Source organism: Sporosarcina sp. SAFN-010, assembly GCF_059415065.1.
In genome coordinates this window covers 67792-94284 of record NZ_JBPFDS010000007.1, presented here as the reverse complement: position 1 = coordinate 94284, position 26493 = coordinate 67792, and the positions used below count along the sequence as shown (strand labels likewise).

At 43.8% G+C, this 26493-nt stretch carries 23 protein-coding genes; 2 read left to right on the top strand and 21 right to left on the bottom strand.

Going from position 1 to position 26493, the window contains the following annotated elements:
- Positions 1-106: 106 nt before the first annotated feature.
- The 6 genes from ACR65F_RS09785 to ACR65F_RS09760 form a co-directional block, all read right to left on the bottom strand.
- Positions 107-496, bottom strand: a complete 390-nt coding sequence (locus ACR65F_RS09785) for an RDD family protein (protein ID WP_440504279.1) — start codon at positions 494-496, stop codon at positions 107-109.
- Between the two features lie 160 nt (positions 497-656).
- On the bottom strand, positions 657-878 hold the full coding sequence (locus tag ACR65F_RS09780; RefSeq protein ID WP_025783277.1) for a helix-turn-helix domain-containing protein: 222 nt from the start codon (positions 876-878) through the stop codon (positions 657-659).
- Between the two features lie 65 nt (positions 879-943).
- Positions 944-1399, bottom strand: coding sequence for an acyl-CoA thioesterase (locus tag ACR65F_RS09775; RefSeq protein ID WP_440504278.1), 456 nt, complete (start codon positions 1397-1399; stop codon positions 944-946).
- 410 nt (positions 1400-1809) lie between these two features.
- Positions 1810-2610 carry a succinate dehydrogenase iron-sulfur subunit gene (sdhB, locus tag ACR65F_RS09770; RefSeq protein ID WP_125103200.1) on the bottom strand — a complete coding sequence of 267 codons (801 nt, stop codon included), beginning with the start codon at positions 2608-2610 and terminating at the stop codon, positions 1810-1812.
- Between the two features lie 55 nt (positions 2611-2665).
- Positions 2666-4414 carry a succinate dehydrogenase flavoprotein subunit gene (gene sdhA / locus ACR65F_RS09765; RefSeq protein ID WP_440504277.1) on the bottom strand — a complete coding sequence of 583 codons (1749 nt, stop codon included), beginning with the start codon at positions 4412-4414 and terminating at the stop codon, positions 2666-2668.
- Between the two features lie 43 nt (positions 4415-4457).
- Complete coding sequence (locus ACR65F_RS09760; RefSeq protein WP_039042979.1) at positions 4458-5066, bottom strand: succinate dehydrogenase cytochrome b558 subunit; 609 nt, start codon at positions 5064-5066, stop codon at positions 4458-4460.
- A 230-nt stretch (positions 5067-5296) separates the two neighbouring features.
- On the opposite strand from ACR65F_RS09760, the gene ACR65F_RS09755 reads away from it, so the two are divergent.
- Complete coding sequence (locus tag ACR65F_RS09755) at positions 5297-5713, top strand: YslB family protein (RefSeq protein ID WP_039042980.1); 417 nt, start codon at positions 5297-5299, stop codon at positions 5711-5713.
- 769 nt (positions 5714-6482) lie between these two features.
- Here the strand turns inward: ACR65F_RS09755 and uvrC are convergent.
- From uvrC to zapA, 12 genes are all read right to left on the bottom strand, one after another.
- Positions 6483-8285 (bottom strand): excinuclease ABC subunit UvrC, encoded by a 1803-nt coding sequence (gene uvrC / locus ACR65F_RS09750; protein WP_039044432.1) that lies wholly within the window; start codon positions 8283-8285, stop codon positions 6483-6485.
- 64 nt (positions 8286-8349) lie between these two features.
- Positions 8350-8664, bottom strand: coding sequence for a thioredoxin (gene trxA, locus ACR65F_RS09745; RefSeq protein WP_025783270.1), 315 nt, complete (start codon positions 8662-8664; stop codon positions 8350-8352).
- A 176-nt stretch (positions 8665-8840) separates the two neighbouring features.
- Positions 8841-9824, bottom strand: coding sequence for an electron transfer flavoprotein subunit alpha/FixB family protein (locus ACR65F_RS09740; RefSeq protein WP_039044431.1), 984 nt, complete (start codon positions 9822-9824; stop codon positions 8841-8843).
- Between the two features lie 36 nt (positions 9825-9860).
- Positions 9861-10634, bottom strand: coding sequence for an electron transfer flavoprotein subunit beta/FixA family protein (locus ACR65F_RS09735; protein ID WP_039044430.1), 774 nt, complete (start codon positions 10632-10634; stop codon positions 9861-9863).
- Between the two features lie 21 nt (positions 10635-10655).
- Positions 10656-11429, bottom strand: a complete 774-nt coding sequence (locus ACR65F_RS09730; protein WP_039044429.1) for an enoyl-CoA hydratase — start codon at positions 11427-11429, stop codon at positions 10656-10658.
- A gap of 321 nt (positions 11430-11750) precedes the next feature.
- Positions 11751-12332 (bottom strand): fatty acid metabolism transcriptional regulator FadR, encoded by a 582-nt coding sequence (gene fadR, locus ACR65F_RS09725; RefSeq protein WP_025783266.1) that lies wholly within the window; start codon positions 12330-12332, stop codon positions 11751-11753.
- Between the two features lie 93 nt (positions 12333-12425).
- The gene (locus ACR65F_RS09720) at positions 12426-14123 is read right to left on the bottom strand and encodes a long-chain-fatty-acid--CoA ligase (protein WP_440504276.1); all 1698 of its coding nucleotides are present in this window, start codon (positions 14121-14123) and stop codon (positions 12426-12428) included.
- Between the two features lie 239 nt (positions 14124-14362).
- Positions 14363-14776, bottom strand: a complete 414-nt coding sequence (locus ACR65F_RS09715; RefSeq protein WP_039044427.1) for a DUF350 domain-containing protein — start codon at positions 14774-14776, stop codon at positions 14363-14365.
- A 77-nt stretch (positions 14777-14853) separates the two neighbouring features.
- A complete protein-coding gene (locus tag ACR65F_RS09710; RefSeq protein ID WP_440504275.1) occupies positions 14854-17211 on the bottom strand; it encodes an endonuclease MutS2 in 2358 nt (785 codons plus the stop codon).
- Positions 17212-17227: 16 nt separating this feature from the next.
- Positions 17228-18934, bottom strand: a complete 1707-nt coding sequence (polX, locus tag ACR65F_RS09705; protein WP_440504274.1) for a DNA polymerase/3'-5' exonuclease PolX — start codon at positions 18932-18934, stop codon at positions 17228-17230.
- A 77-nt stretch (positions 18935-19011) separates the two neighbouring features.
- Entirely contained in the window at positions 19012-19551 is a 540-nt protein-coding gene (locus ACR65F_RS09700) for a CvpA family protein (RefSeq protein WP_125103207.1), read from the bottom strand.
- A 9-nt stretch (positions 19552-19560) separates the two neighbouring features.
- Positions 19561-19827 carry a cell division protein ZapA gene (gene zapA, locus ACR65F_RS09695; protein WP_125103208.1) on the bottom strand — a complete coding sequence of 89 codons (267 nt, stop codon included), beginning with the start codon at positions 19825-19827 and terminating at the stop codon, positions 19561-19563.
- A 153-nt stretch (positions 19828-19980) separates the two neighbouring features.
- Here zapA and rnhC point away from each other — a divergent pair, with 153 nt between their 5' ends.
- Complete coding sequence (rnhC, locus tag ACR65F_RS09690; protein WP_039044423.1) at positions 19981-20931, top strand: ribonuclease HIII; 951 nt, start codon at positions 19981-19983, stop codon at positions 20929-20931.
- 479 nt (positions 20932-21410) lie between these two features.
- Here rnhC and ACR65F_RS09685 read toward each other — a convergent pair whose 3' ends face one another.
- The 3 genes from ACR65F_RS09685 to pheS form a co-directional block, all read right to left on the bottom strand.
- Complete coding sequence (locus ACR65F_RS09685; RefSeq protein WP_440504273.1) at positions 21411-22364, bottom strand: nuclease-related domain-containing protein; 954 nt, start codon at positions 22362-22364, stop codon at positions 21411-21413.
- A gap of 547 nt (positions 22365-22911) precedes the next feature.
- Positions 22912-25323 (bottom strand): phenylalanine--tRNA ligase subunit beta, encoded by a 2412-nt coding sequence (pheT, locus tag ACR65F_RS09680; protein WP_440504272.1) that lies wholly within the window; start codon positions 25321-25323, stop codon positions 22912-22914.
- A gap of 12 nt (positions 25324-25335) precedes the next feature.
- The gene (gene pheS, locus ACR65F_RS09675) at positions 25336-26373 is read right to left on the bottom strand and encodes a phenylalanine--tRNA ligase subunit alpha (RefSeq protein WP_039044419.1); all 1038 of its coding nucleotides are present in this window, start codon (positions 26371-26373) and stop codon (positions 25336-25338) included.
- Between the last annotated feature and the right edge of the window lie 120 nt (positions 26374-26493).

The window sequence follows — 26493 nt, the reverse complement described above, 5'->3', positions numbered from 1 at the left end:
CTAATCGCCGGAATAGTCAATGCACCACTTAGAAGGCTTGACTCCACGAGATTGTCACATTTTAAAGATTCGACAATGCCAGATGCACTCATCCATCACCTACTTATTATACTTCTTTGACAACTGTTCTTGCATAGGAATCATGTGGTAATATTTCCCCACTGCTTTTTTCAAACTCTTGGCGATTCCTAATGAACTGAAACGTACTGAAAGTATCACGATAGAACGTTCTTTTTATAATCTGATTGGTGCTCAAATCGGACCCATTTTCCCTTTCCAATACCAATCCCATTTTCTTATAGCCGACAGTTTGTCCACTTCTAAGTAGTTGAGCACATTCGAGAGTACACGCGACAACGGATGGCGTCACGAGAGCATGAATTGCTTCATTCTTCACCTTTTTTCGGAGAAAGTATTCAGCCACGCCTACTACGGCAGTGGATATCGCCAAGTCAATGAAATATGCCTTCGTCCGTTTTTTAGTAATCGATTTCATCACCTATTCCTCCTTTTAAATGCGTTCGTTAAAATCTTGATATAGATTTAGTTTAGCACAACCTATTGGATCCTACCGCCTCACAAATTACAATGTAAATGAATGACAAAGAAAAAAAGGTTGCAAAAATCTCCGCAACCTTTTTAATAGCGTACAGATACTAATTCAAACTGAGCTCGCCGAGTCTAAGCAATTCTATCATCGCTTGTGCTCGACCAGAAACGCCAAGCTTTTGAATTGTATTTGAAATGTGATTGCGGACAGTTTTTTCACTAATCCCAAGCTTTCCCGCAATTTCTTTCGTTGTATGATCGGCTATGAGCAATGTGAAAATTTCACGTTCCCTACCAGTGAGAACAGATCGGTTGTTTAACTCCTCCATCAAGACGCGCCCCTCCTATTCGGTTTCCCTTTACAGTATTCCAAGTAGGGAGAGGCTGTGCCGGCTTAATTCCTAGTTCTTTCGTAGAACAAATCCTTTTCCTCTTCTGTCCAAGCGACACCCGAGCCCGTCTTCTTCGAGATTTGCACCATCGCACCCCGTCCAGTGAACACGACGTCACCCTTCGCATTCTTCGCCATATAATGAATATCGACGGAACTCTTCCCAATCGACTCCGCTTTCACATACACATCAATTGATTCATCAAAAAACACTTGCTTCATATAATCACACTGTAGGTCCGCCACAACCGGAATGCGTTCCCCCTGCGGATCCAGCCAATCATTCATCAATCCCAAACTTTTTAAATAGTCAATCCGCGCCTGCTCAAAATAAGCAAACGTCACCGTATTATTCAGATGCCCAAACATATCCGTCTCCGAAAACCGAACCCGCATCGGCGCCGAAAACCGAAACCCCTCTTCCCACTCGTCAAAATTCTTTATATAACTCTGCTTCATTCTATTCTCCCCCAGTCTATAAAGTGAATGACCATTCATTCTCCCATTATATCAAACAACTCAGACGATAAGTAGTGATTCCCTCTAATGGTTAACTCTTTATGATTTATGTTGTCTACAATCCTTCTATCAATTCAGAGAGATAAAACTGTCACTTGAAGTAGTTTTTATGATGAAAGTATAAGTCGTCGCCTACTCCAATCCGTTGATTTAAACGGAAGACGGCGACTCCTGCGGAATTAGCGAAGATCGAAGACCCTGGACTGAGCGTAGCGATGGAAGCGGCTGAGATCAAGCCCGCGGAAAGCGTCCGTCTGCAGTGTAAATCAACACCGCCCAAGAATTCATTCCAACAAAAAAGCCCAGAAAATCAGCTCTCGCTGACTTTCCGGACACTCTTCAAGTAGACATCAGTCTACCATATGGTCACTTCCGAAGAAGTTCTTAAACATTTGTACAGTTGTCGCACGGTTCATCGCCGCAATAGAAGTTGTCAAAGGAATCCCCTTCGGACAAGCCACTACACAGTTCTGTGAGTTACCGCACTCACCAAGACCGCCATCTGTCATCAACGCTGACAAACGCTCATCCTTGTTCTGTGCACCCGTTGGATGTGTATTGAACAAACGGACTTGTGAGATCGCAAATGGTCCCATGAAGTTTGTTTGATCGTTAACATTCGGGCATGCCTCTAGACATACTCCACACGTCATACACTTCGAAAGCTCATATGCCCACTGGCGCTTACGCTCAGGCATACGTGGTCCTTCTCCAAGATCATACGTACCATCAATAGGAATCCATGCTTTGATTTTCTTAAGAGAATCGAACATGCCTTCACGATCGACAACCAAGTCACGAACGACTGGGAATGTACGCATCGGCTCTAATTTAATCGGCTGTGTTAACTGATCCACCAACGCTGTACACGACTGGCGTGGACGTCCGTTGATGACCATTGAACATGCTCCACAAACTTCTTCTAGACAGTTCATGTCCCAGTTGATTGGCGTCGTTTTTTCACCTTTTGCGTTCACTGGGTTACGTCGGATTTCCATCAAAGCAGAAATGACGTTCATGTTGGCTTTATATGGGACTTCGAAAGATTCCATATACGGCGCAGATTCAGGTGTATCTTGCCGTTGGATTTCGAATAATACGGTTTTAGCGGGAGCTGCCTGTTCTTGAACAGCTGTTTGGTGTTCACTCATTTCCGTCAGTCTCCTTTCGATGCGAAATTATCGTCTTACTCGAGTCGCGTCTAGTTTATTTAGATGAAGAATAATCACGTTTACGAGGTGGAATCAGTGAAACATCCACGTCTTCATACGTTAAGATCGGTGCAGATTCACCGTCAAACGTCGCAATTGTCGTCTTCAAGAAGTTCTCATCATCACGTTCTGGGAAATCAGGCTTGTAGTGAGCCCCACGGCTTTCGTTACGGTTCAGTGCACCAAGAGTGATGACACGAGCCAAGTAAAGCATGTTTTTCAACTGACGAGTGAATGTCGCACCTTGGTTCGACCATTGCTGTGTATCTGTCATGTTGATGTTTTCCCAACGCTCAAGCAATTCTTGAATCTTTTTGTCCGTAGCTTCCAAACGATCATTATAACGAACTACCGTTACATTCTCAGTCATCAGTTCCCCAAGTTCGCGGTGAATCACATATGCGTTCTCAGTTCCCTTCATGTTGAGGATCGCTTCCCACTTCACTTGCTCTTCTTTCACAGCGTCATCGAAGATCTTAGAAGGCATATCGTCTGCAGAGTGCTTCAGACCCTTCATATACTTAACGGCTTCTGGTCCAGCAAGCATTCCGCCATAGATGGCAGATAGCAGTGAGTTGGCACCTAGACGGTTACCACCGTGTTGTGAGTAATCACATTCACCCGCAGCAAATAGGCCTGGGATAGATGTGTGCTGTTCGTAATCGACCCAAAGTCCGCCCATTGAATAGTGGACAGCCGGGAAGATTTTCATAGGAACTTTACGTGGGTCATCCCCAGTAAATTTCTCGTAGATCTCAATGATTCCGCCAAGCTTGATATCAAGCTCTTTAGGATCCTTGTGAGACAAATCGAGGTATACCATGTTCTCTCCGTTGATACCAAGGCGCTGGTTTACACACACGTCAAAGATTTCACGCGTCGCAACGTCACGTGGCACGAGGTTTCCGTATGCCGGATATTTCTCCTCTAGGAAGTACCAAGGCTTACCGTCTTTATATGTCCAAATTCGGCCACCTTCACCACGTGCAGATTCACTCATGAGACGAAGTTTGTCGTCTCCAGGAATTGCAGTCGGGTGAATCTGGATGAATTCTCCGTTTGCATATTTTGCCCCTTGTTGATAAACGATGGAAGCTGCTGAACCTGTGTTGATGACAGAGTTCGTCGACTTACCAAAGATGATTCCAGGTCCGCCAGTTGCCATTATAACAGCGTCACCAGGGAATGCTTTGATTTCCATAGTTTTAAGGTTCTGCGCTTTGATACCACGGCAAACGCCTTCGTCATCCATGATGATGCCGAGGAATTCCCAGTGTTCGAATTTCTGAACTAGACCCGCAACTTCTTGCGCACGAACTTGCTCGTCCAATGCGTAAAGAAGCTGTTGTCCAGTAGTTGCACCTGCATACGCAGTACGGTGATGCATTGTTCCGCCAAAACGACGGAAGTCCAATAGACCTTCCGGAGTACGGTTGAACATAACGCCCATACGGTCAAGCAAGTGGATGATTCCTGGTGCTGCTTCAGCCATCGCTTTTACAGGGGGCTGGTTCGCAAGGAAATCGCCTCCGTAAATCGTATCATCAAAGTGAATCATAGGGGAATCCCCTTCACCCTTTGTGTTTACAGCGCCATTAATACCGCCTTGAGCACAAACGGAGTGAGAACGTTTTACAGGAACGAGGGAAAACAAGTCTACTCCGACGCCTTCTTCTGATGCCTTGATGGTCGCCATTAGGCCGGCAAGACCGCCACCGACGACAATCACTCTACCTTTTGACATTATTGTTTCACTCCTCAAAGTTTACATAATAACGTAGTATTTCTTAAGCGAATGCAAATAGTGCGCGCATTCCAATCACAGAAAGAATTATAAAAATACCTAGTGTTACATAAGTAACAATCTTCTGTGAGCGTGGTGATTGTGCCAATCCCCAAGTTACTAGGAATGACCAAACGCCGTTCGCCAAGTGGAATGTAGCCGCAAGAATACCTAGCGCGTAGAACACGATCATGAATGGAGATTGGAAGATCTCTGCCATCATATCGTAGTTAACTTCCGCACCAAATAATTTCTGGATACGTGTTTCATAAATGTGCCATGCAATGAAGATGACAAGGAATACTCCCGTTACACGCTGCAACATGAACATCCAGTTACGGAAAGTTCCATAACGTTGCACGTTGTTCTTCGAAGTAAATGCAAGATACACTCCGTAAAACGCGTGGAACATGAGCGGTATGTAGATGACGAACCATTCAAGGAAATAAATGAACGGCAGGTTTTCAATAAAGTGCGCCGCTGTGTTAAATGATTCAGCACCTTTTGTTGCAAAATGGTTGATGATTAAGTGTTGCGTCACAAACAAACCAATTGGAATAATTCCAAGCAATGAATGCAGTCGGCGCCAGTAAAACTCTGATTCTCTCACCAAGTGATTTACCCTCCCTTATTTCGGAGCCGGATGTCTTTTTCTACCTGATAAAACGACAAGCGAATGTTTGACGGTCCGTCTCTTCATGTTACAATATAATAACATGTACATTGTACTCCTCCATATTGGGAAGGTCAAGGTGACGAACTTGTATGATTGACCTTTTAGTTGCAAATCTAATGACATACCATGAGAGGTAATTTGATAGATACGAAAGGGATGCTCGCGATTTGGCACACGAATCAACTGGAGAGCCGACACGATTCGGCTACGAACTACTGAGAGACCATGTAATTCCTGGCATTCTCGGGAAACATGAAGATGATATTCTTTATTGGGCGGGAAAAGAGATTGCCCGTAAGTTCCCTGTCTTTTCCGTCGATGAAATCCATGACTTCTTTAAAGAAGCTGGTTGGGGCGAATTGAGTTTAGTGAGTTCAGGCAAGGAAGAAGCTGACTATCAGTTGTCTGAACGGATTACTTCTCCAGCTACGAAGGATTCGTATCACTTGGAGTCCGGTTTCATAGCTGAGCAATACCAGATCGCGAACGGTTGCTTGACGGAATGTTACGGCTCACGAGATGAGAAAACTGGACAAATCATCTTGCAAGTACGTTGGGATGAAACCTTTAAGATAGAAAAATAATTACTCGACTGGAGGATGAGCGGTTTCTCATCCTCCAGTTTTTTGTGTGGAATTTCATCTTTGTTTATGCTTGGTTTCAATAATTGCTTAATTTTGATTGGTTCAGTGCATGATTTGTGCGAGGTAGAGCTTGGATGTAGTGAGAATCACGTCGCGTGATAAGGGCTTGCGGATAGTTATGATCACTTTTTTGTGCTTTATGAGCATTTTCTCAGGTTTATGATCACATTGCTGGGTTTATGAGCACATTTCGCAGGTTATGATCACAATCCCAGTTTTATGAGCACATTCTAAGATTTAAGATCACTTCCCCTGTTTTATGAGCACATCACTAGCTGTAAGTGGTAGCTGGAGGTTGCACGTGGGATTAATCGGAGTAAAGTGACTCAAATCATCTCTGATTGATCACTAAATGCTTCGCACAGCGAAGCACACATAACATCAATTGATTTTAATTGGTTAAGTGCACATTTTGCGCGAGTTAGAGCTTGAATTACAGTGAATCGTGCCGCGTGATAAGTCCTTGCGGATAGTTATGATCACTTTTTGTGCTTTATGAGCATTTTCTCAGGTTTATGATCACATTGCTGGGTTTATGAGCATATTTCGTGGTTTATGATCACAATTCCAGTTTTATGAGCACATTCTACGATTTATGATCACTTCCCCCTGTTTTATGAGCACTCCTCCTTCGCGACGCCTTTTAGTAGAAATAAACCTGTCCACTTCATGAAAAAGAACGGGCCCAAGTGGAACCGTTCTTTTACTTTTACTCTTTCGCTTGTTCAGCGCTCTTGTTCTTTTCTGCAAAATATTCAACTACAGATTCCGCAACAACTTTAGGGAGCCCTGCTTCGACAAGCTGTTCTTTCGTTGCAGCTTTAATTTTCTTCACAGAACCAAAGTGTTTCAGTAATTTCTGCTTACGCTTGGGACCAACTCCCGGCAATCCATCGAGCGCTGATACAAGAGAACCTGTGTCGCGACGTTGCCTGTGAAACGTTATTGCGAAGCGGTGGACTTCATCTTGGATTCGTTGAAGTAAATAGAAAGCTTCACTGGAACGCTTTAATGGGATAAGCTCAGGTGGTGATCCATATAGTAATTGCGCAGTTTGGTGTTTATCATCTTTTGCAAGCCCGGCTATCGGTATGGATAGTCCTAACTCATCTTCAATGATTTCCCGCGCAATGCCCATCTGCCCTTTCCCACCATCGATAACGATTAAATCTGGTAATGGCAAATTGTCTTTTAGGACACGCGTATATCGTCGGCGTATGACTTCGCGCATAGCGCCGTAATCGTCATGCGCTGCCGCGGTTTTTGTCTTGTATTTCCGATAGTCTTTGCGATTCGGCTTTCCATCGACGAAGGAAACCATCGCGGAAACCGGCTCCACTCCGTGAGTATGTGAGTTATCAAACGCTTCGATGCGTAGCGGAATTGAGATGTTCATTGCATCGCTTAATTCTTCACAAGCTCCAATCGTCCGCTCTTCTTGTCGGTCGATTAACTGGAACTTTTGTTTTAATGAAATGGATGCATTCTTATTTGCAAGCTGCACCAAATCTTTTTTCTTTCCGCGTTGAGGAATGTATACATGTACGTCCAGCAATTGTTCGACGATCTCCCGGTCAATTCCTGGTGGCAACAGCACTTCACTCGGTTTAATATGCGATAGTTTGCCATAAAACTGTCCAATGAACGTCAACAATTCCTCTTCTGGATCTCGATAAACCGGGAAAAGAGAGACGTCCCGTTCAATAAGCTTTCCTTGTCGCACAAAAAATACTTGAACGCACATCCAGCCTTTTTCAACGGCATAGCCAAAAATATCTCGATCCTTGAAATCATGCATCGTCATCGTCTGTTTTTCCATGACGGTTTCAATGTTAGAGATTTGGTCACGATATTCAGTTGCTCGTTCAAACTCGAGATTTTCAGCAGCATCACTCATCTTTTGAGTGAGCTCTTTTTTCATGGACTTATAGCCACCATTTAAGAAGCGAGCAATATCATCTGTCATTTCTTTATAAGTGTCTTTAGGAACATCGTACACACAAGGTGCAAGACATTGCCCTAAATGGTAATACAAACAAACACGATCCGGAAGCGTATGGCACTTACGGTATGGATATAACCGATCCAATAATTTCTTCGTTTCCGTCGCTGCCGTAACGTTCGGATACGGTCCGAAATATCGTCCTTTATCCTTTTTCACAATGCGTGTGACAATTAGTTTAGGATGTCTTTCAGCAGTCAACTTCAAGTACGGATACGTTTTATCATCTTTCAGCATGATGTTGTATTTTGGATCGTATTGTTTGATCAAATTCAATTCGAGGATCAGCGCTTCAATATCAGAAGACGTGATAATTGTTTCGAAGTCTTCGATTTCAGTCACAAGCCGCTGTGTTTTCGCATCATGGGAGCCTGTGAAATAACTGCGGACGCGGTTTTTTAGAACTTTCGCTTTGCCCACATAAATCACAGTCCCTTGACGGTCTTTCATCATATAACAGCCAGGCATATCAGGAAGGATTGCTAGCTTATTTTGGATCAATTCATTCATCTAAAATCACCTGCCAAAAAAACCGGGTTCCTCTAGAAAAGGGACCCGGTTTGAGATAGTAAACTTATGCGTGTTGCTCAACCAATTTAGCGAGTTCTTCTTTCGGACGGAAGCCAACCACTTTATCAACAGTCTCGCCGTTTTTCATAACGAGTAATGTTGGGATTGACATGATGCCGAACTTGCTTGCTGTTTCTTGGTTATCGTCCACGTTTACTTTAACGATTTTTGCTTTCCCTTCGATTTCGCCATCCAACTCTTCTAAAACTGGAGCGATCATCTTACAAGGTCCACACCATGGTGCCCAAAAATCAACAAGTACTACACCATCATTAGTTATCTCTGTGAAATCTGCATCTGTTGCATTCAAAATAGCCATTGGGTAAGTCCTCCTTTATAGGTAACAACTATGAAGTCATTATATCATGCAGCTATTCAACAGGCGAAATATCTGCCTACTACCTTCCTAGCGCAATTTCATCCTCACATACTTAAGAGCAGAAGTGAAGGAACCACTTCTGCTCTTTCAAATCGAACCGTTATTTCATCAACTGATTAAACAGCTGGTGAACCTTTTAGTTTCTTAACTTCTTCAATCATCATTGGCACAACTTCAAATAGGTCGCCTACGATACCGTAGTCTGCTACTTTAAAGATGTTCGCTTCTGGATCTTTGTTGATAGCAACGATTACTTTTGAATTCGACATTCCAGCCATGTGCTGGATTGCGCCTGAGATTCCTACCGCAATGTACAAATCAGGTGTAACTACTTTACCTGTTTGTCCGATTTGCAAGGAGTAATCACAGTAATCCGCGTCACATGCACCACGTGATGCTCCAACAGCTCCACCTAGTAGATGTGCAAGTTCTTCAAGCGGTTTAAATCCGTCTTCACTCTTCACACCGCGTCCACCAGCGATAATTACTTTCGCTTCTGATAAATCTACACCTTCAGTAGATTTACGAACAACGTTTGCAATAACAGAACGAAGATTTGTAATATCGACTGTCAATGATGAAACGTCACCTGAACGGCTTTCATCTTTCGCAAGTGGTTCTATGTTATTTGGACGGATCGTGATGAATAGAAGTCCACCCTTGCTTTGAACTTTTTCAAATGCTTTACCTGAATAGATTGGGCGGATGAACTCAGCTGCATCGCCTTCTCCTTCAATTTTAGTTACATCCGAGATAAGTCCAGAGCTTAGTTTACTTGCAAGCTTTGGAGAAAGGTCTTTCCCCATCGCAGTATGCCCCAACACAATTGCGTCTGGCTTCTCTTGCTCATAGACTGCCATGAACGCTTGGCTGTAAGCATCTGACGTATATTGCTTCAAGTGAGGATGTTCAACTGTGACAACGCGATCTGCGCCGTATTGAACCATTTCTTGAGCTAGATTTTCAACAGAGTCACCAAGGAGAACAGCTGTAACTGTTCCGCCTTCTGAAATTGTTTTTGCTGCAGCAATCGTTTCAAATGAGACGTTACGCAGTTCGCCTTCACGAGCTTCGCCAAGTACTAATACATTTTTAGACATATAGAGTCCCTCCTAGAACGGTTTAAATTGCCGGTATTATATGACTTTCGCTTCTTTGTTCAATAAATTTACCAATTCACTTACCTGATCAGAGATATCGCCTTCAAGTACTCGCCCTGCTGCCTTTTCAGGTGGCATGAAGATGTCGATTGTCTTTGTCTTTGCCTCGACATCATCTTCATCAAGATCGAGATCATCCAATTCCAATTCCTCAAGAGGCTTTTTCTTCGCCTTCATAATCCCTGGAAGTGATGGGTAACGAGGCTCGTTCAACCCTTGTTGAGCTGTTACGAGAAGTGGCAATGAAGTTTCGATAGTTTCAGAGTCCCCTTCAACGTCTCGGACAAGTGTTGCTGAAGTTCCGTCAATCTTTAAATCAGTAATTGTTGTGACATAGTTAATGCCGAGAAGTTCTGCGACACGTGGTCCAACTTGACCTGATCCTCCGTCAATCGCAACGTTTCCTGCAATGATCAAATCAGCATCTTTGTCTTTTAAGTATTCAGAGATGATTTTAGCTGCTGAGAATTCATCCATCTCCTCCAGGTCATCTTCCGTGTTGATCAATACCGCTTTGTCAGCGCCCATCGCAAGTGCTGTACGGAGCTGCTTTTCAGCGTCTTCTCCACCAAGTGAAAGGACAGTTACTTCGCCACCATGCTCATCGCGGACCTGAATCGCTTCTTCAACAGCATACTCATCGTATGGATTAATGATGAATTCCGCACCGTCTTCTTGAATGGCACCATTTTTTACAACAATTTTTTCCTCTGTGTCAAATGTACGTTTTACTAAAGCATAAATGTTCATACTGCAGACCTCCTTGACGTATTATCGTCCATTAAATTTAGGTTCACGTTTTTCTATAAATGCTTGAATGCCTTCTTTGGCATCTTCTGATACAAATACTTCGCCAAACGAATTCGCTTCTGCCTCGACGCCCTTATTATAAGAATCGTCTTTGGTGAATTGAAGCATTGCCAATGCTGCCTTCATAGCTACCGGGCTCTTCTTAGCAATTTTGTGTGCGATCGCCATCGTTTCAGATAGCAACACGTCTTCAGCAAAGACGCGGTTCGCGAGTCCCCATTTCACAGCTTCAAGTCCCGTAATCGGATCGCTCGTCAGCAACATTTCAGCTGCTTTGGCTTTCCCTACGTACCCTGGAAGTCTCTGTGTTCCAGCGAAGCCAGGAATCAGGCCAAGCTGTAACTCTGGTAGACCGAGTTTTGCGTTTTCAGTTACAAAACGCATGTGACAAGCCATTGCAAGCTCAAGTCCTCCACCTAACGCTGCGCCATGAATGGCTGCGATCACTGGTTTGTGATAGGTTTCCAACTTCTCGAAGATGCGTTGACCGTCTGCTGACAGTTTTGAGAATTCTGCTCCTGAAGTGACCGTTGTGAATTCTTTAATGTCTGCTCCAGCTGAGAAGAATTTGCCTTCTCCGTGAAGGACGATGACTCGTACTTCATCGATGTCTTTCAGTTGTTCTAGTAAGTCACCAACTTCTAGAATGAGCGCTCTTGAGAGTGCGTTTGCAGGGGGGCGGTTGATTGTTGCGACGGCGACCCCTTGGTCAATTGATACTTTCAAAAAATCCATGTCATCCCATCCTTTTTCAGTACGGTTTGCTATGATGATTTGTAAAATGGAAGCGCCTTCAATGATAGCATACTAGTTTATTAAAAATAAAGATTTTCCACTTTGTTGCGACAATTTGGTTTAAAAAATTAGGATTCCACAGTGTTGATTTGCGCTTCAGGCGTACGCTTTCCGAGGGGCTCGATTTCAGCCTCCTCAGTCGCTTTGCTCCTTGCGGGGTCTTCAATCTTCGCTTATCCCTTCGGAGTCGACGCCTTACGCTTCAATCAACGAGTCTTTTCTTCGATAGTGATAACATTTAGAATAAAAGATGGCAACAAGTTACCCTTTCATCCCAGAGAGTAGTAGTTTGTGTACTCTTGGGGCTAGTTCGAGTAGGTCGTATTTTTGGTCGTTCATGACCCAGGATGTTGTGGTTTCGTCGATTGTGCCGAAAACCATTTGTCTAGCGAGTCGGATGTCGAGGTCTGGAGAGAACTCCCCACTTTCGATTCCTTCGCGTAACAATGCATCTAATAAGGTTAAGTATTCTTTTAGTACTTCATTGATACGAAAACGGAGTTCTTTGCTGGATTGCCGTAGTTCCAGTTGCGTGACGATGGCTAAGTTGCGATCGTCATGCAGCACTTTAAAGTGGTTCTCGATCATTTTAAACAACTTGTCGGAAGCGGATAAATCCATTTCTAGAATTTCTTTTACGTAGTCTGCAAAAACAGCCATCTTCTCTTGAAATACCGAAATGAGGATGTCTTCTTTGTTTTTGAAGTACAAGTAAATGGTTCCATCTGCGACGCCTGCTTCTTTTGCGATCTTTGACACTTGTGCTTGGTGGTACCCATTCTGCGCAATAATTGACACAGCAGCATCCACTATTTTTTTATATTTCGGTTTTTCACGCTTCAATTTTTCTCACCACCATAAAAAAGAAAATATGAATGATGGTTCATTCATATTTTCATATTAATAGTTATTTAGTTTTTAGTCAAGCCTTATTAGTTAGGATGTAAGCTGTTGCTGCTCTGCTTTCTTTTTCTCTTCATCCACTAAAGCTCTTCGTAGAATCTTCCCTACAGCGGTCTTCGGAAGCTCATCTCGGAACTCATAAATCCGCGGAACTTTGAATGACGCCATATTTGCTCTGCAATACGTATCTAATTCTTCTTCTGTCAGTGAATACCCTTCTTTTAAGACAATATAGGCTTTCACGGTTTCCCCTCGATAAGGATCCGGTACTCCTGCGACCACACATTCTTGAATCGCTTCGTTTTCATATAATACTTCCTCGATCTCGCGTGGAGAAATATTAAAACCGCTTGCGATAATCATGTCTTTTTTTCGGTCAACTACGTAGAAGAAGCCATCTTCATCCATATAACCAAGATCCCCTGTTAGAAACCATCCTTCACGGAACGACTCTTTTGTTTCTTCCGGGCGATTCCAATAGCCAGTCATCACTTGAGGTCCCTTAATGGCAATCTCTCCTACATCACCTGGTTTCATAGGTATAGAAGAATCTGGTGGTAGTATAGCGACGTCGGTATTTGGCCATGGAACACCTATGGAACCACGTTTCCGCTGACCTTCCCAAACAAAGTTAGCAATCGCAACTGGAGACGTTTCGGTGAGTCCATATCCTTCTACCAGTTTCCCACCGGTCACTTTTTCAAATTTCTCTTGCACTTCTACTGGAAGTGCAGCTGATCCACTCAAACAGGCTTTAATCGACGATAAATCGTACTTTTCAACATCTGGATGGTTAAGCAAGCCAATATAGATTGTCGGTGCGCCTGGGAATAACGTAGGCTTCTGTTTGTCAATTTCTTTTAGTGCTGTCTTGAAATCGAATTTCGGGATCAATACCATTTTGTTTCCACACATGACTGAGAATATGAGCACAGTTGTCATCCCATAGACATGGAAGAACGGTAAAATTCCCATTGCGACTTCATCGCCATCTTTGGATTTGTACAGCCATGCGTTGCACATTTCAGCGTTTGCGATCAGGTTCTTGTGTGTAAGCATGACTCCTTTTGGAGGTCCTGTTGTTCCCCCCGTGTATTGTAGCAAGGCGATATCTTTTTCAAATTCAAATTCCAGTTGAATCGATTCCGCTTGTGTCGACTTCATGATTTCAGTGTATAGATGATGGATTCCTCGGTGTTCCACTTTCACTACAATACCGTTTTCTTTCTTTTGTATAAAAGGATAAAGGACGTTTTTCGGGAATGGTAAGTAGTCTTTAATGCTAGTTACAATAATGTTTTCCAGCTGTGTTTCTTTTAGAATTGAGGATACTCGAGGAAAGAGTAAATCCAGTGTAATAATTGCCTTGGCACCTGAATCGGACATCAAATACGAGATTTCACGCTCTTTGTATAGTGGATTCGTTTGAACGACTATACCTCCTGCAAACAAGATCCCATAATAGGCAATGGCATTTTGCGGGCAATTCGGTAACATAATGGCCACTCGATCGCCTTTTTCAATTCCAAGTTTCCGTAAATAGTTTGCAAACTTCAAAGAGGATTCGTAAAACTCTCCGAACGTAATGTCTTTACCTAAAAAGTGAATTGCATTCTTTTTAGGATACTTGGTCGCAGTGCGTGTCAAAAATTCTTGAAGAGGGATTGGAACAAAGTCGATAACCGCAGGAATTTCAGGTGGGTACTGTGAAAGCCATGGTTTGTTCGTCATGAAACAGCCTCCTTTTCTCTAGTATATTCATAGAATATTCATTCTTTACTAAGTATAACGAAAAATGAAGGCGTTTACAATGTTAACAATGGAAGGAATTGCAAACCCCGCAACTATGAGAGTTACGGGGTTTGCTTGACCATCCACCAAATACCGAAGGCGATAAATAACACGCATAATGCGAGTAATATTTTCGATAGTTTTTCCATTTGCGAAATCGTCTCCTACTGAACATACTCTTATGAAATACTTGCACCGATGACAAAGGATAATCCAACCGAAATAATCATCGAAATAAACCCTACAGAACGGTTATCTTTTTCAATTTCTTCATCTACTTTGAACATCGGTGTTAAAAATTCGAACAGCAAGTAGGCAAAAATGAGCAATGTGAATCCAAATAATCCCCATCCTATCATTTGTGGAAGCGTATTGTGCTGTTCGATAGAATATCTAAAAATGTTGGCAACACCGAATATTTTACCCCCTGTTGCAAAAGCAACAGCTAAGTTCCCATTTTTAATTTCATTCCAACACCTGTACTTTGTCACAATCTCAAAAATGACCATCGAAACTATGAGACAAAGGACAACGGTACTAAAATAACCGGCTGTTTCTACTAACGGATGACTCCAAAACCCAGTCTTTGACATTATTCGTTGGCCCCTTTACGGTGATGTCTTAACGAGTACGAATGAGCCTCGAATAGGTTTCACTTTTCCTATAAAAATTATTTCAACTCTACAACCGTTACACCAAGTCCACCTTCACCTGCATCACCAAAACGGAAATTTTTCACGCGAGAATGCTTTTTCAGATAGGTCTGGATGCCTTGACGGAGTGCACCCGTTCCTTTTCCGTGGATAATGGACACTTGGTGGTAATTGGACAACAACGCATCATCCAAATACTTCTCTGTCCTTCTGATTGCATCTTCATAACGTTCTCCACGAAGATCGAGCTCCAATTTAACATGCTGATCACGCCCACGGATTGCGGTGGAAGCTACAATTTTCTTCTCTTTTTCAGGTTTTACAAATTCCAGACCTGATTGCTCCAATTTCATTTTCAAAATACCGATTTGAACAACCCATTCAGTATCAGATACTTTGTCAATGAGTGTACCTTTTTGTCCGTAGCTTAAGACTTTGACTTCATCGCCTACTTGCAACGGACGTGGAGCCGCTTTCGCCTTCAGTGCTTTCTTTTTCTCTTCTTTTGGTGAAGCATTTTCAAGACGCTTTCGTGCTTCAATGAGTTCGTGTTCTTTCACTGATGCACCGGCAGTCATCCGAAGCGCACGTAGATCTGAAATGATTGCTTCAGATTCGAGCCTTGCCTCTTCAACAATTCTTTTAGCTTTCTCTTTCGCTTTTTCAGTTAAGCGAGTTTGCATTTCTTCGTTTTCAGCAAGTTTTTCGGCTAGTTCTTTTTTCAACGATTCGGTTTCTACAAGTAAGTCATGAGTGCGTTCTGCGTCTTTTTCGGATTGAACACGACTAGATTCCAAGGATGCAATCATGGAGTCAACTTCACCACGATCCGTTCCAGTGAACGTTTTGGCTCGCTCGATCAGATGGTCTCCGAGACCAAGTCGTTTTGAAATTTCAAATGCATTACTCCGTCCTGGAACGCCTATTAATAAGCGGTACGTTGGACTCAGTGTATCGACATTGAATTCTACGCTCGCATTCGCAACACCATTTCTGTTGTAACTGTAAGCTTTCAGTTCTGGATAGTGTGTGGTCGCCATCACTCGCGCACCTGTTCCATGGACTTCATCCAAAATGGAAATTGCGAGTGCTGCCCCTTCTTGTGGATCGGTTCCTGAACCGAGTTCATCGAAAATAATGAGCGAATCATGATCGAATTTCTTTAAGATATCAACGATATTGACCATGTGAGATGAAAACGTACTGAGACTTTGTTCGATGGATTGTTCATCACCAATATCGGCAAAAACGGATCCGAAAACAGCGATTTCCGAGCCGTCCAATACAGGAATCGGTAATCCAGCTTGTGCCATCAATGTACACAGTCCGACAGTTTTTAAAGTTACAGTTTTACCACCAGTATTCGGTCCAGTGATGACAATCGTTGTAATGTCTTTTCCGAATTCAATCGTATTGGCCACTGCCTCTTCGATTGGTAAAAGTGGATGACGGGCTTTTGCGAGGCGCATATAGCCGTCTTGGTTCACTGTTGGTTTTGTACATTTATTTGCCATTCCGTATTTTGCTTTTGCTAAAATGACATCCACTTTCACAAGCTGATCGACTAGTACGAACAATTCATGTGCGTTTTCTTGAACAAGTGCAGAAAGCTCTCGAAGAATCTTTTCAATTTCTTCTTTTTCTTTGGATTTCAACGTGCGGATTTCGTTATTTGCTTGCACGACTGCATCAGGTTCGATGTATACCGTTTGACCTGAAGAAGACGAATCGTGAATGACGCCGCCGTAATGACTGCGGTACTCGGACTTTACAGGAATCACAAATCGTTCGTTCCTAATAGTGACAATGCTATCTGACAACATTTTCGCTGCGTTTTTCCCGCGAATAATGCTTTCCAATTTCTCACGGACTCTACCTTCTTGAATACGCAGGCTTTGACGGACTGAACGTAATGCACTGGATGCACTATCGAGTACGCGTCCGTTTTCGTCTACTGCACTATTGATTTCATGTTCTAGACCGGTGACGATTGGCATTGCTTCTTTAATTGCTATGAAATTTGGAATTTCCACTTCTTCATCTTGTAGAACAGCTTCGATGAATTGACGGAAAATGCGGCTCGCTCGGATGGTTGACGCAGTTTCCATCAATTCTTGCGCACTTAAGACGCCTCCGATTTGCGCACGACGCGCATGCGGCCGGATATCCGTAATCCCACCCATCGGGACATTACCTCGTACACGTAAAATAGCTAGACCTTCGTCCGTTTCTTCTAAAAGGCGTTCTACCGTTTCGAAGTCCGTATCCGGTTTCAATTTTTCCATTTCAGCTCGTCCTGCAGGGAACGTACACTGCTGTGCCGCTTGGGCAAGGACTTTGTCAAACTCTAAAGTTTTTAATACACGTGAATCCATTGCGGATCCCTTCCTTTCACTTATCGACGATTCTCTGTTTGAACTGATCCAATGACCAGGTATTGACGACTGTATCTTTTTTCAACCATGCTTTTTGTGCATACTCTACACCGATAGCCATGAGCTCCAATTGCTCCTTTGCATGGGCATCTGTATTGATCGATATCTTAACGCCAGCCTCTTGTGCCATTTCTAAGTATTCTTTGTCTAAATCAAGGCGATGAGGACTCGCGTTCAATTCTAGAATCTTACCATATTTCGCTGCCCATTCGATGAGTTGAGGCACATCCGGATTGTAGCCATCCCGTTTTCCAATGAGACGACCTGTAGGATGGGCAATTAAATCAACGTGTGGGTTTTTCATTGCCGAATGTAATCGTTCCATGATCTGTTCTTGGGATTGACTGAAACTTGAATGGATGGAAGCAATCACAAAATCGAGTTGGGAGAGTACTTCATCGTCAAAATCGAGTGTACCATCTGGCAAAATATCCATTTCTGTCCCACTGAAAATTTCGATATCTGGATACTCTTCATTGATTTCCCGGATTTCTTTCAATTGGTCAAGTAACCGTTCCGGTGTTAACCCATTCGCTACTTTCAAATAATGGGAGTGGTCTGTGATTACCATATGACTGTACCCGCGTTCTCTGCATGCGTCTGCCATTTCACGAATCGAATAGCCCCCGTCAGATGCGGTCGTATGCATATGGAAGTCGCCTCGGATGTCACTCAATGTGACCAAACCATCTAATTCGTCGATGCGATCCAGTTCCCGACCGTCTTGACGCAAGTTTGGTTGGATGAAGGGTAGATCAAAGTGAGCAAAAAAGTCTTCCTCCGATTCGAACGTTAAGACCGTTCCATCCTCTTGCTCGACACCATATTCACTAATTTTTTCACCACGTGATTTTGCGAGTTGCCGCATTTTTACGTTATGGTCTTTTGAACCTGTAAAATGATGCAGTGCACTTGCATATTGTGTGTCTGTCACGAACCGGAAATCGACGTCGATGATTTCTTCCAATTCCAATGTTACGGAGAGCTTTGAGTCCCCTGCTGCAATCGTTTCTATAGTAGGAAGTAGTTTCAGCAACTTTTCACGGACAACTGAAGGTGTATCTGTCACGATGATGAAATCCATGTCACTACTTTGTTCTTTCGTTCTGCGGTAACTTCCCGCCACTGAATATTTGCTAATTTCTTCGATTTCATCCAAAACCGGCTCAACTTGTCCAACGAATTTAACCATCTGCCAAAGTGGGAATGATGTTTTACGCTCAGAGAGCTGTTCAATTTCATGAAGTAGCTTTTCTTCAGTTTTCTTACCGAAACCTGGAAGAGCGCTCACCTCATTTTTCTCACAAGCTTGTTTTAACGATTCGATTGAATCGATTCCGAGTGCTTCATGGAGTTTCGCAATTCGCTTGCCCCCAAGTCCAGGGATTTCTAGCAGTGGAATCATTCCTGCAGGAACGGTTTCTTGAAGCTCGTTCAATAGGTCGGACTCCCCTTTGTCCAATAGATCCTGAATGACCGCACCTGTTCCCTTGCCAATTCCTTTCAAGGTCAAGATGTCATCCATTTCAGCGAGGCTTCTTGGGTCGACTTCAAGGACGGTCGCTGCTTTACGGAAAGCGCCAACTTTGAAATGATTCTCCCCGAGTAATTCCATATAGAGCGCAATTTTTTCCAACGTTTGTATAATCACTTTTTTGTTCATCAACAAAACCTCCTTGTTCTATTCGTTCCCTGACTGAACAAAAGCTTCCCGCCGCTCGGGAGGGAAGCTGTTCAGACTTATTTTGTGTAAACGTACCACCATTCCTTCACTGTGCTTGAAATAACCGGTGTATGCTCGAACATGGTTTTCGACAGTAAAGAAGAATCTAATAGTTTTTGGACAAAGTCGATTGGCAGCAAAGCAAGGAAACTGATGAGTAATAGAATGATAATATAGAACTCAACAAATCCTAATGCCGCGCCAAAGAAACGCGAGATGAATCCAAGTACCGGCAAGTGTTTTAGGAAGTCGAACATCGACACAAAGAGTTGCAATAGGAATTTAACAACAAAGAAAATCAGGATAAATGCTAACAACCTATAAAACGTCTGATCTAAATCCAATTGTCCAAATGACCAGCTTAACTTGGACTCTGCGGTAACTCCCGGATATGGAATCCATAAAACGAATTTATCCGCAAGTTGTTTGTAATACGCGTATGCAACGATAAACGAAACGATAAAACCTGTCATATGTAAGACTTGTACAAGCAATCCTCTTCTAAAGCCTGTAATAAGTCCTCCAACCAATAGAAATAATATAAGTATATCTAACATTAGCAGCCGTCAGCCCTTCAACTTTTTCAATTCTTCTTCAAGTAATTCTTTTTCAGTTTGTAACTTCAAATAGTCATGTACACTGTTGACAGCTGTTAGCACAGCAACTTTTGTCGTATCCAAATACGGATTATGCGCACGGAGTTCACGCATTCGGTCGTCCACGAGTGTTGCCACTTGTCGAACGTGAGCAGACGAGTCGGTCCCGATGATGGTATACGTTTGACCGTATATATCGATGGTAATCCGTGTTTTTTGTTCTTTTTCCACTGCCATAACCTCCTGCCCAAAACTATGAACTTAATCATACCACGAAAAAGGTTTATTTGTGAACAAAGGCATTGCCAGCGAACTATTTTTGTGCTTTCTTCTGTACACGGTATACTATACAAAACGTTTTAGATTGTACGGTTTGAAAGGATGATTTGAATGGCGAATTCTGTAATAATCTTGTCTGATAAAAAATTGACTGAGTTAAAAGCGTATTATGCGAGTGATCGTGTGACACGCAATGCTCCAGGTGTGGTGTTTGCTGCGAAAACGGCGAAAGCATCGATTACCGCGTATCGTTCGGGTAAAGTCCTGTTTCAAGGTGGTGGTGCTGAAGAGGAAGCTGCGAAATGGGAAGCTAATTTGGATGCTAGTTCGGACTCGGGGGCTCCGAAGAAAAAAGTTGTTGTTAAAGGAGCTGTCCTTCCCGATCGACTTGAGACACTTTCGGTAATCGGGTCAGATGAAACCGGGACGGGAGATTTCTTTGGTCCTGTGACGGTTTGTGCGTGTTACGTGCGCGCGGATCAGATTGCTCTTGTTGCTGAACTTGGGGTGAAGGACTCCAAGTTGCTAACGGATCCCTACATGAGATCGATTGCTCCGGATTTGAAGTCTGTGTTGACATACAGTGTGCTCACACTACAAAACGAGAAATACAATACTGTGCAAGCAAAAGGCTGGTCCCAAGGGAAAATCAAAGCATTGCTACACAATCAGGCAATCCGTCATGTGTTGCGTAAATTGGAAGATGAACACCCTGAATATATTTTGATAGATCAGTTCGCGGAGCGCGGTGTGTATTACAACCATTTGAAGAATGAACGTGAGATTGTGAGGGAGAATGTGTTGTTTGCAACGAAGGCGGAAGGATTGCATGTTGCCGTTGCAGCGGCGTCGATCATCGCGCGTGTGGCGTTTTTGGATGAAATGGATCGGTTGAGTGGATTAGCTGGACGAACACTTCCAAAAGGCGCTGGTAAAAAGGTGGATGAAACCGCAGCCTCAATTTTACTCGCGAAAGGTGAACCGTTTTTGCGTTCGTTGACGAAGTGGCACTTTGCGAATGCGAAGAAGGCAGCGGTGTTGGCTGCTAAGAAGCGTGGGTGAGATGTGATTTTGGGATGGAGCGGGTTGTTTGGGCGAACGAGCGGGTTGCTCGGGGGGAAACGAGCGGGTTCTTCGCCGGAACGGGCGGGTTGCTCGGGGAAATGATCGGGTTCTTCGTCGGAACGGGCGGGTTGCTCGGGAGAACGATCGGGTTCTTCGCCGGAAAGAGCGGGTTGCTCGGGGAAACGAGCGAGTTCAGGCTCGTAATGGATGGTTTTCCGAGGCAACCTTTACTCCCCCACTATCCATTACTAAATGCGTAGCGGAGCGAAGCCCACCAATTAATCTTGGTTTTGAATTAGAGGGAAATTGATTGGTCGCGAGCTTGGATACGAATTGAGGAAAGTTGCCTGCCGCGGACAAGGTACAGAAAACATTCGGGGCGTGTGACTAAACCACCTGGTTCAGTGGACAGACGAAAACGCTTCGCATGGCGAAGCGCACAAATCATCACTTGTATTTTACCCTACATATGTAAGCTATATTAACGATGTGTAACGACTGCCTCGTCCCTCCCCCTGCTTTTGAATCTCTGAGCGAGCTAGCATTCTTTTTGCAGTGTGACGATTAGTGATCCCCGTGAACTCACAAAACTTTCGATTGGTTAGCGGTCCGGACATTAGCATAAACCAATCTATTACCGCATTTTGGTGACTTCCGATTTCTCGTACACCGCAGACTGGACAATCCCACCTCAAGTCAGACCATCTCATAATAGCTGGAATTTCACATCTTGAACAAAATACCCCTCCCCTAATATCACGCTCGGCTATTTTATATCGCACAGTTATTGGATATGGATTGTATTCCTTATGTCCACGCGCTAGTGCTTTTGCAATCCTTGCAATATCCCGTTCCTCTAAACTTTGGTTCTGTGGGGTCAATGAACGAAAATAAGTAGGTGCCTCATAGGCAGTAATCACTTCCATAGATGGCTTTTCTTCAATAAACATTTCATTGTTATATGCAAAAACAATGAGCCCCTTCACCTTTACATGTACATTCCGGCAAGCTAACCACTTTTCAAGAAACTGAATTTTACGTTCCACTTCTGCAATTGGGCTTCGGAATAGCAACCGTGTTCCGTCAGGCAGTTGCTTTATAAATTGTATCGGCTTGGCTTTGATGAAAATTTTATCGGCGATGTTTTTTATTTCTGAAATGATGATAGAGTCTGGTGTGATGAAAAGTGAGTCGATTTGAAAATGGATACCTTCGTGTTGTAGGGAAAGATCGTGGAGTATGGCATGTGGATAGTCAGTTCGGACTTCGTTCATGTAGCGATCGTATTCTTGCTCGCCTCCGTAACCGGCACGGGTTTTATACAGCTCACTCTGGATGTACTCGTATTTCTCGTGTGCTGGCGAAAGACGTTTCTCTAAAGCTAGTAGCCCACTTAATAATCGTGGCTTGGTTCGATGTTTATAGATCAATGGCGTCACCCCTTCTTTCATTAGTGTAGCCGTTCTTCAATAGAAGTGGAAGGCTTTGGTCGAAAATAGCATTATCACGTTTTTGACACAATTCACTTTGAGATTTTAGTGAGTTGCGAGATACATGTGCTTAGATTTTAGATAGTTGGGGTGAGCGGAGAAAAAATTTTAATCTAGTTTTTAGGTTTGGAGATGGTTAGAGATTAATTGGTCGCGAGTCCGATGAAGGTTTGCTCTAATTATAGTCCCGCGATAATTAGGCTATTGGAACGAGCGAGTTGCTGTCCGAAACGAGCGGGTTGCCATTCGAAACGGGCGGGTCGACATCCTAAACGATCAGGTTCCCACTCAGAACGGGCGGGTCGACATCCTAAACGGGCGGGTTTCCACTCGGAACGGGCGGGTCGACATCCGGAACGAGCGGGTTCCCTCTCGGAACGGGCGGGTCACTGTCCGAAACGAGCGGGTACGTGGTTAAATCTCATACAGACAAAAAAGAGAAGGAGAACTGGCAATTCGCCAGTTCTCCCTCTCTATTCATCTAGAATTATCCTCGTAACACTGCGCCTGATTTCTCTTTTAGTGCAGCGAGTACTTTATCGTGACGAGTGACAACTTCCTCGTCTGTCAGCGTACGTTCTGCATCGAAATACGTTAATGAGAACGCGAGTGACTTCAAGCCTTCATCCACTTTGTCGCCTTCGTACAAGTCAAATACAGTTACATCTTTCAACAACTTGCCGCCAGCTTCTTGGATAATGTCCATCAAGCTACCTGCCGCCTCGTCTTTCGAAACAACTAGAGCGATATCACGTGACATCGAAGGATAGCGTGGAACTTGCTCATACACGAGTGCTTCAGCTGATTCAGCTAGTAGCAACGCTAGGTTCATTTCCGTCACATAGGTCTCCTTCAAATCGCGCTTTTTCTGTTCAGACGGGTGCAATTGACCGAGCACACCGACCACCACGCCATTCAACAAGATGTCCGCTGTTCTACCTGGATGCAAGCCATCATGCGTCGCTTTCGCATACGTTACTTTCTCAGTAAGACCGAGTGTATCCATCAGCCCTTCAACGATTCCCTTCATCACAAAGAAATCGACTTTCTTATTTTCTTGTTGCCATGCGTGATCCACCCATTTTCCAGTGATTACCGCCGCAACATGACCTACTTCTTTAGGAAGTCCGTCCTCTTGCGTTCCTAGGAACACAGAACCCGTCTCATATAGTGAAACCGTGTCAATGCGACGCGCTACGTTGTAAGTCGTTGCATCCAGCAAATGTGGAAGCAAGCTTTGACGCAATACGCTTCGATCTTCACTCATCGGCATAAGAAGCTCTGTTACCGGTGCTGTCTCCAGCGCAAAGCTTTGGGATTCTGCACGTGAAGTTAGTGAATACGTGATCGCCTGATAAAGACCAGCACTCTCCATATAACGACGAACGAGACGGCGTTTTTCCTGGAAGCTGTTCAATCCTCCTGGAACACTTTCACCAATCGGCAGTGTCATCGGGATTTCATCGTATCCGTAAAGACGTGCAATTTCTTCGATCAAATCCTCTTTAATACGCAAATCTTGTCTACGTGTTGGAGCATCGACGATTAATTGTCCATTCGCTGCTTCTACAGGGATTTGAAGACGTTCTAGAATCGAAACCATTTCGTCCATTGGAATCTTCATACCTAGACGCTGATTCACATAATCTGGTGACAATATAATGCGGACTGATTCTTTATCCAGCTCATCGAACTGAACAGCTCCAGCCAACACTTCTCCGCCAGCTAGTTCTGCCATTAATTGTGCCGCACGTTCTGCCGCTTCAGCTACACGGTTCGGGTCTACCCCTTTTTCAAAACGTGTACTCGCATCACTGCGCAGGCCTACATCTTTCGAAGTTTTTCGAACTGATGCAGATGCAAAATAAGCCGATTCAATGACAACTGTTGTCGTACCGTCGTGAACTTCGGAATTCGCTCCACCCATGACTCCTGCAAGTGCTACTGGTTCTTTACCATTCGTAATGACGAGCTGATCCGCATGTAATGTACGTTCGACATCATCTAATGTCGTCATCTTTTCACCTTCTACAGCGCGACGAACGACGATTTCCTTTGTCTCAAGACGATCGTAGTCAAACGCGTGCAAAGGCTGACCGTACTCAAGCAATACGAAATTAGTAATATCAACGACGTTGTTATGAGGACGAACACCGGCAGCCATCAAGTAATTTTGAAGCCATAGTGGCGACTCAGCGACTTTGACGTTTTTCACAACTTTAGCGATGTACATTGGGTTGTCTTCCTTAGCTTCTACTTTAAGCGTCAAGACATCTTCTGCTTTTTCGTTTGAAGCTGTGTACTCAATTGTCGGAAGCTTGACATCTTGTGATAAAATCGCACCGACTTCATACGCAACACCTAGCATGCTGAGTGCATCCGCGCGATTCGGTGTCAAATCGAATTCCAAGATGACGTCATCCAATCCGAGTAACGAAAGCGCATCTGTACCTGGTTTAGCATCAGCTGGCAGTACATAAATACCTTCTGCATAGGCTTTTGCGACAGTCTTTCCTTCTACACCTAGCTCTTGAAGAGAACAAATCATGCCGTTTGACACTTCACCGCGAAGTTTCGCTTTTTTAATCTTCATGCCACCTGGCAATTTCGCGCCAGGAAGTGCCGCAATAATGTTTTGTCCTGCGGCTACGTTCGGTGCACCACAAATAATTTGAACCGTTTCTTCGCCCACGTTTACTTGGCAAATGTTCAGTTTGTCTGCTTCCGGATGCTTTTCACATGATTCAACGTGTCCGACAACGATGTTCGTTAAACCTTCAGAACGGTCGATAATCGTATCGACTTCAATGCCCGCACGTGTAATCTTTTCAGCAAGATCCGCAGGTGCGATGCCTTTTGTATCTACATAGTTTTCTAGCCATTTCGTTGATACGTACATGGGGTCTCCTCCTTACACTTCTGTGCGGTTAAATTGTGATATAAATCTCATATCGTTCGTAAAGAAATGACGAATGTCTTCGACGCCATACTTCAGCATTGCAATTCGCTCTGGTCCCATACCGAACGCAAATCCAGTGAATACTGTAGGGTCATATCCAGCCATTTCAAGAACATTCGGATGCACCATACCAGCTCCGAGAATTTCAATCCAGCCAGTTTTCTTACAGACGTTACAGCCTGATCCGCCACATTTGAAGCATGAGATGTCCATTTCTACAGAAGGCTCTGTGAATGGGAAGAAGCTTGGACGAAGACGGATTTCCCGTTCTTCACCGAACATCTTCTTCGCAAATAATGCGAGGGTCCCTTTCAAATCACTCATTCGGATGTCTTCGCCAACGACGAGACCTTCGATTTGTGTGAATTGATGAGAATGTGTCGCGTCATCGCTATCTCGACGATACACTTTACCTGGGCAGATAATCTTGATCGATTCGCCTTTTTTAGCAGCCATTGTCCGCGCTTGGACAGGTGACGTGTGGGTACGCAACAAAACATCTTCCGTGATGTAAAATGAATCTTGCATGTCTCGTGCTGGGTGACCTTTTGGTAGGTTCAAGGCTTCAAAGTTGTAGTAGTCTTGTTCCACTTCAGGTCCTTCCGCCACTTCATAGCCCATGCTGATAAAAAAGTCTTCGATTTCTTCAACGACACGTGTCAGCGGGTGGTGATTGCCAAGTTTAACGGGTCTTCCTGGAAGTGTAATATCGATTGTTTCTTTTTCAAGTTTTTCATTAACGGCTTGCAGCTCGAGTAACTCCATTTTTTCTTCTAACGTTGTAGTAACGGTTTCACGCACGACATTCACAAGTGCGCCCATTTTAGGACGTTCCTCAGCCGGTAGTTTCCCCATTCCTTTCAAGAGGTCCGTAATCGGCCCCTTTTTCCCTAGATAAGCTACGCGAACGTCATTCAGTTCTTTCACTGACGCCGCGGCTTCAATTTTCTGCAGTGCTTCTTGTTTTAACTGTTCCAGCTGCTGCTCCATTGTCATTCTCCTTTCAAAATAGCTTTGTTAAGTAGATTTTTGAAGTAACCTTCTTTGGACATATAGCCGTTGAATGGAGTGCAGGGCGGCAACTCCTGAGGGATCAGCGTAGATTGAAGA

Bases quoted from the DNA above. Each gene is read 5' to 3' on its own strand.
- ACR65F_RS09785 (WP_440504279.1), bottom strand. From the start codon at position 496: ATGAAATCGATTACTAAAAAACGGACGAAGGCATATTTCATTGACTTG.
- ACR65F_RS09780 (WP_025783277.1), bottom strand. From the start codon at position 878: ATGGAGGAGTTAAACAACCGATCTGTTCTCACTGGTAGGGAACGTGAA.
- ACR65F_RS09775 (WP_440504278.1), bottom strand. From the start codon at position 1,399: ATGAAGCAGAGTTATATAAAGAATTTTGACGAGTGGGAAGAGGGGTTT.
- sdhB (WP_125103200.1), bottom strand. From the start codon at position 2,610: ATGAGTGAACACCAAACAGCTGTTCAAGAACAGGCAGCTCCCGCTAAA.
- sdhA (WP_440504277.1), bottom strand. From the start codon at position 4,414: ATGTCAAAAGGTAGAGTGATTGTCGTCGGTGGCGGTCTTGCCGGCCTA.
- uvrC (WP_039044432.1), bottom strand. From the start codon at position 8,285: ATGAATGAATTGATCCAAAATAAGCTAGCAATCCTTCCTGATATGCCT.
- trxA (WP_025783270.1), bottom strand. From the start codon at position 8,664: ATGGCTATTTTGAATGCAACAGATGCAGATTTCACAGAGATAACTAAT.
- ACR65F_RS09740 (WP_039044431.1), bottom strand. From the start codon at position 9,824: ATGTCTAAAAATGTATTAGTACTTGGCGAAGCTCGTGAAGGCGAACTG.
- ACR65F_RS09735 (WP_039044430.1), bottom strand. From the start codon at position 10,634: ATGAACATTTATGCTTTAGTAAAACGTACATTTGACACAGAGGAAAAA.
- ACR65F_RS09730 (WP_039044429.1), bottom strand. From the start codon at position 11,429: ATGGATTTTTTGAAAGTATCAATTGACCAAGGGGTCGCCGTCGCAACA.
- ACR65F_RS09720 (WP_440504276.1), bottom strand. From the start codon at position 14,123: ATGACGAACAAACCATGGCTTTCACAGTACCCACCTGAAATTCCTGCG.
- ACR65F_RS09715 (WP_039044427.1), bottom strand. From the start codon at position 14,776: ATGTCAAAGACTGGGTTTTGGAGTCATCCGTTAGTAGAAACAGCCGGT.
- ACR65F_RS09710 (WP_440504275.1), bottom strand. From the start codon at position 17,211: ATGGATTCACGTGTATTAAAAACTTTAGAGTTTGACAAAGTCCTTGCC.
- polX (WP_440504274.1), bottom strand. From the start codon at position 18,934: ATGAACAAAAAAGTGATTATACAAACGTTGGAAAAAATTGCGCTCTAT.
- ACR65F_RS09700 (WP_125103207.1), bottom strand. From the start codon at position 19,551: ATGTTAGATATACTTATATTATTTCTATTGGTTGGAGGACTTATTACA.
- zapA (WP_125103208.1), bottom strand. From the start codon at position 19,827: ATGGCAGTGGAAAAAGAACAAAAAACACGGATTACCATCGATATATAC.
- rnhC (WP_039044423.1), top strand. From the start codon at position 19,981: ATGGCGAATTCTGTAATAATCTTGTCTGATAAAAAATTGACTGAGTTA.
- pheT (WP_440504272.1), bottom strand. From the start codon at position 25,323: ATGTACGTATCAACGAAATGGCTAGAAAACTATGTAGATACAAAAGGC.
- pheS (WP_039044419.1), bottom strand. From the start codon at position 26,373: ATGGAGCAGCAGCTGGAACAGTTAAAACAAGAAGCACTGCAGAAAATT.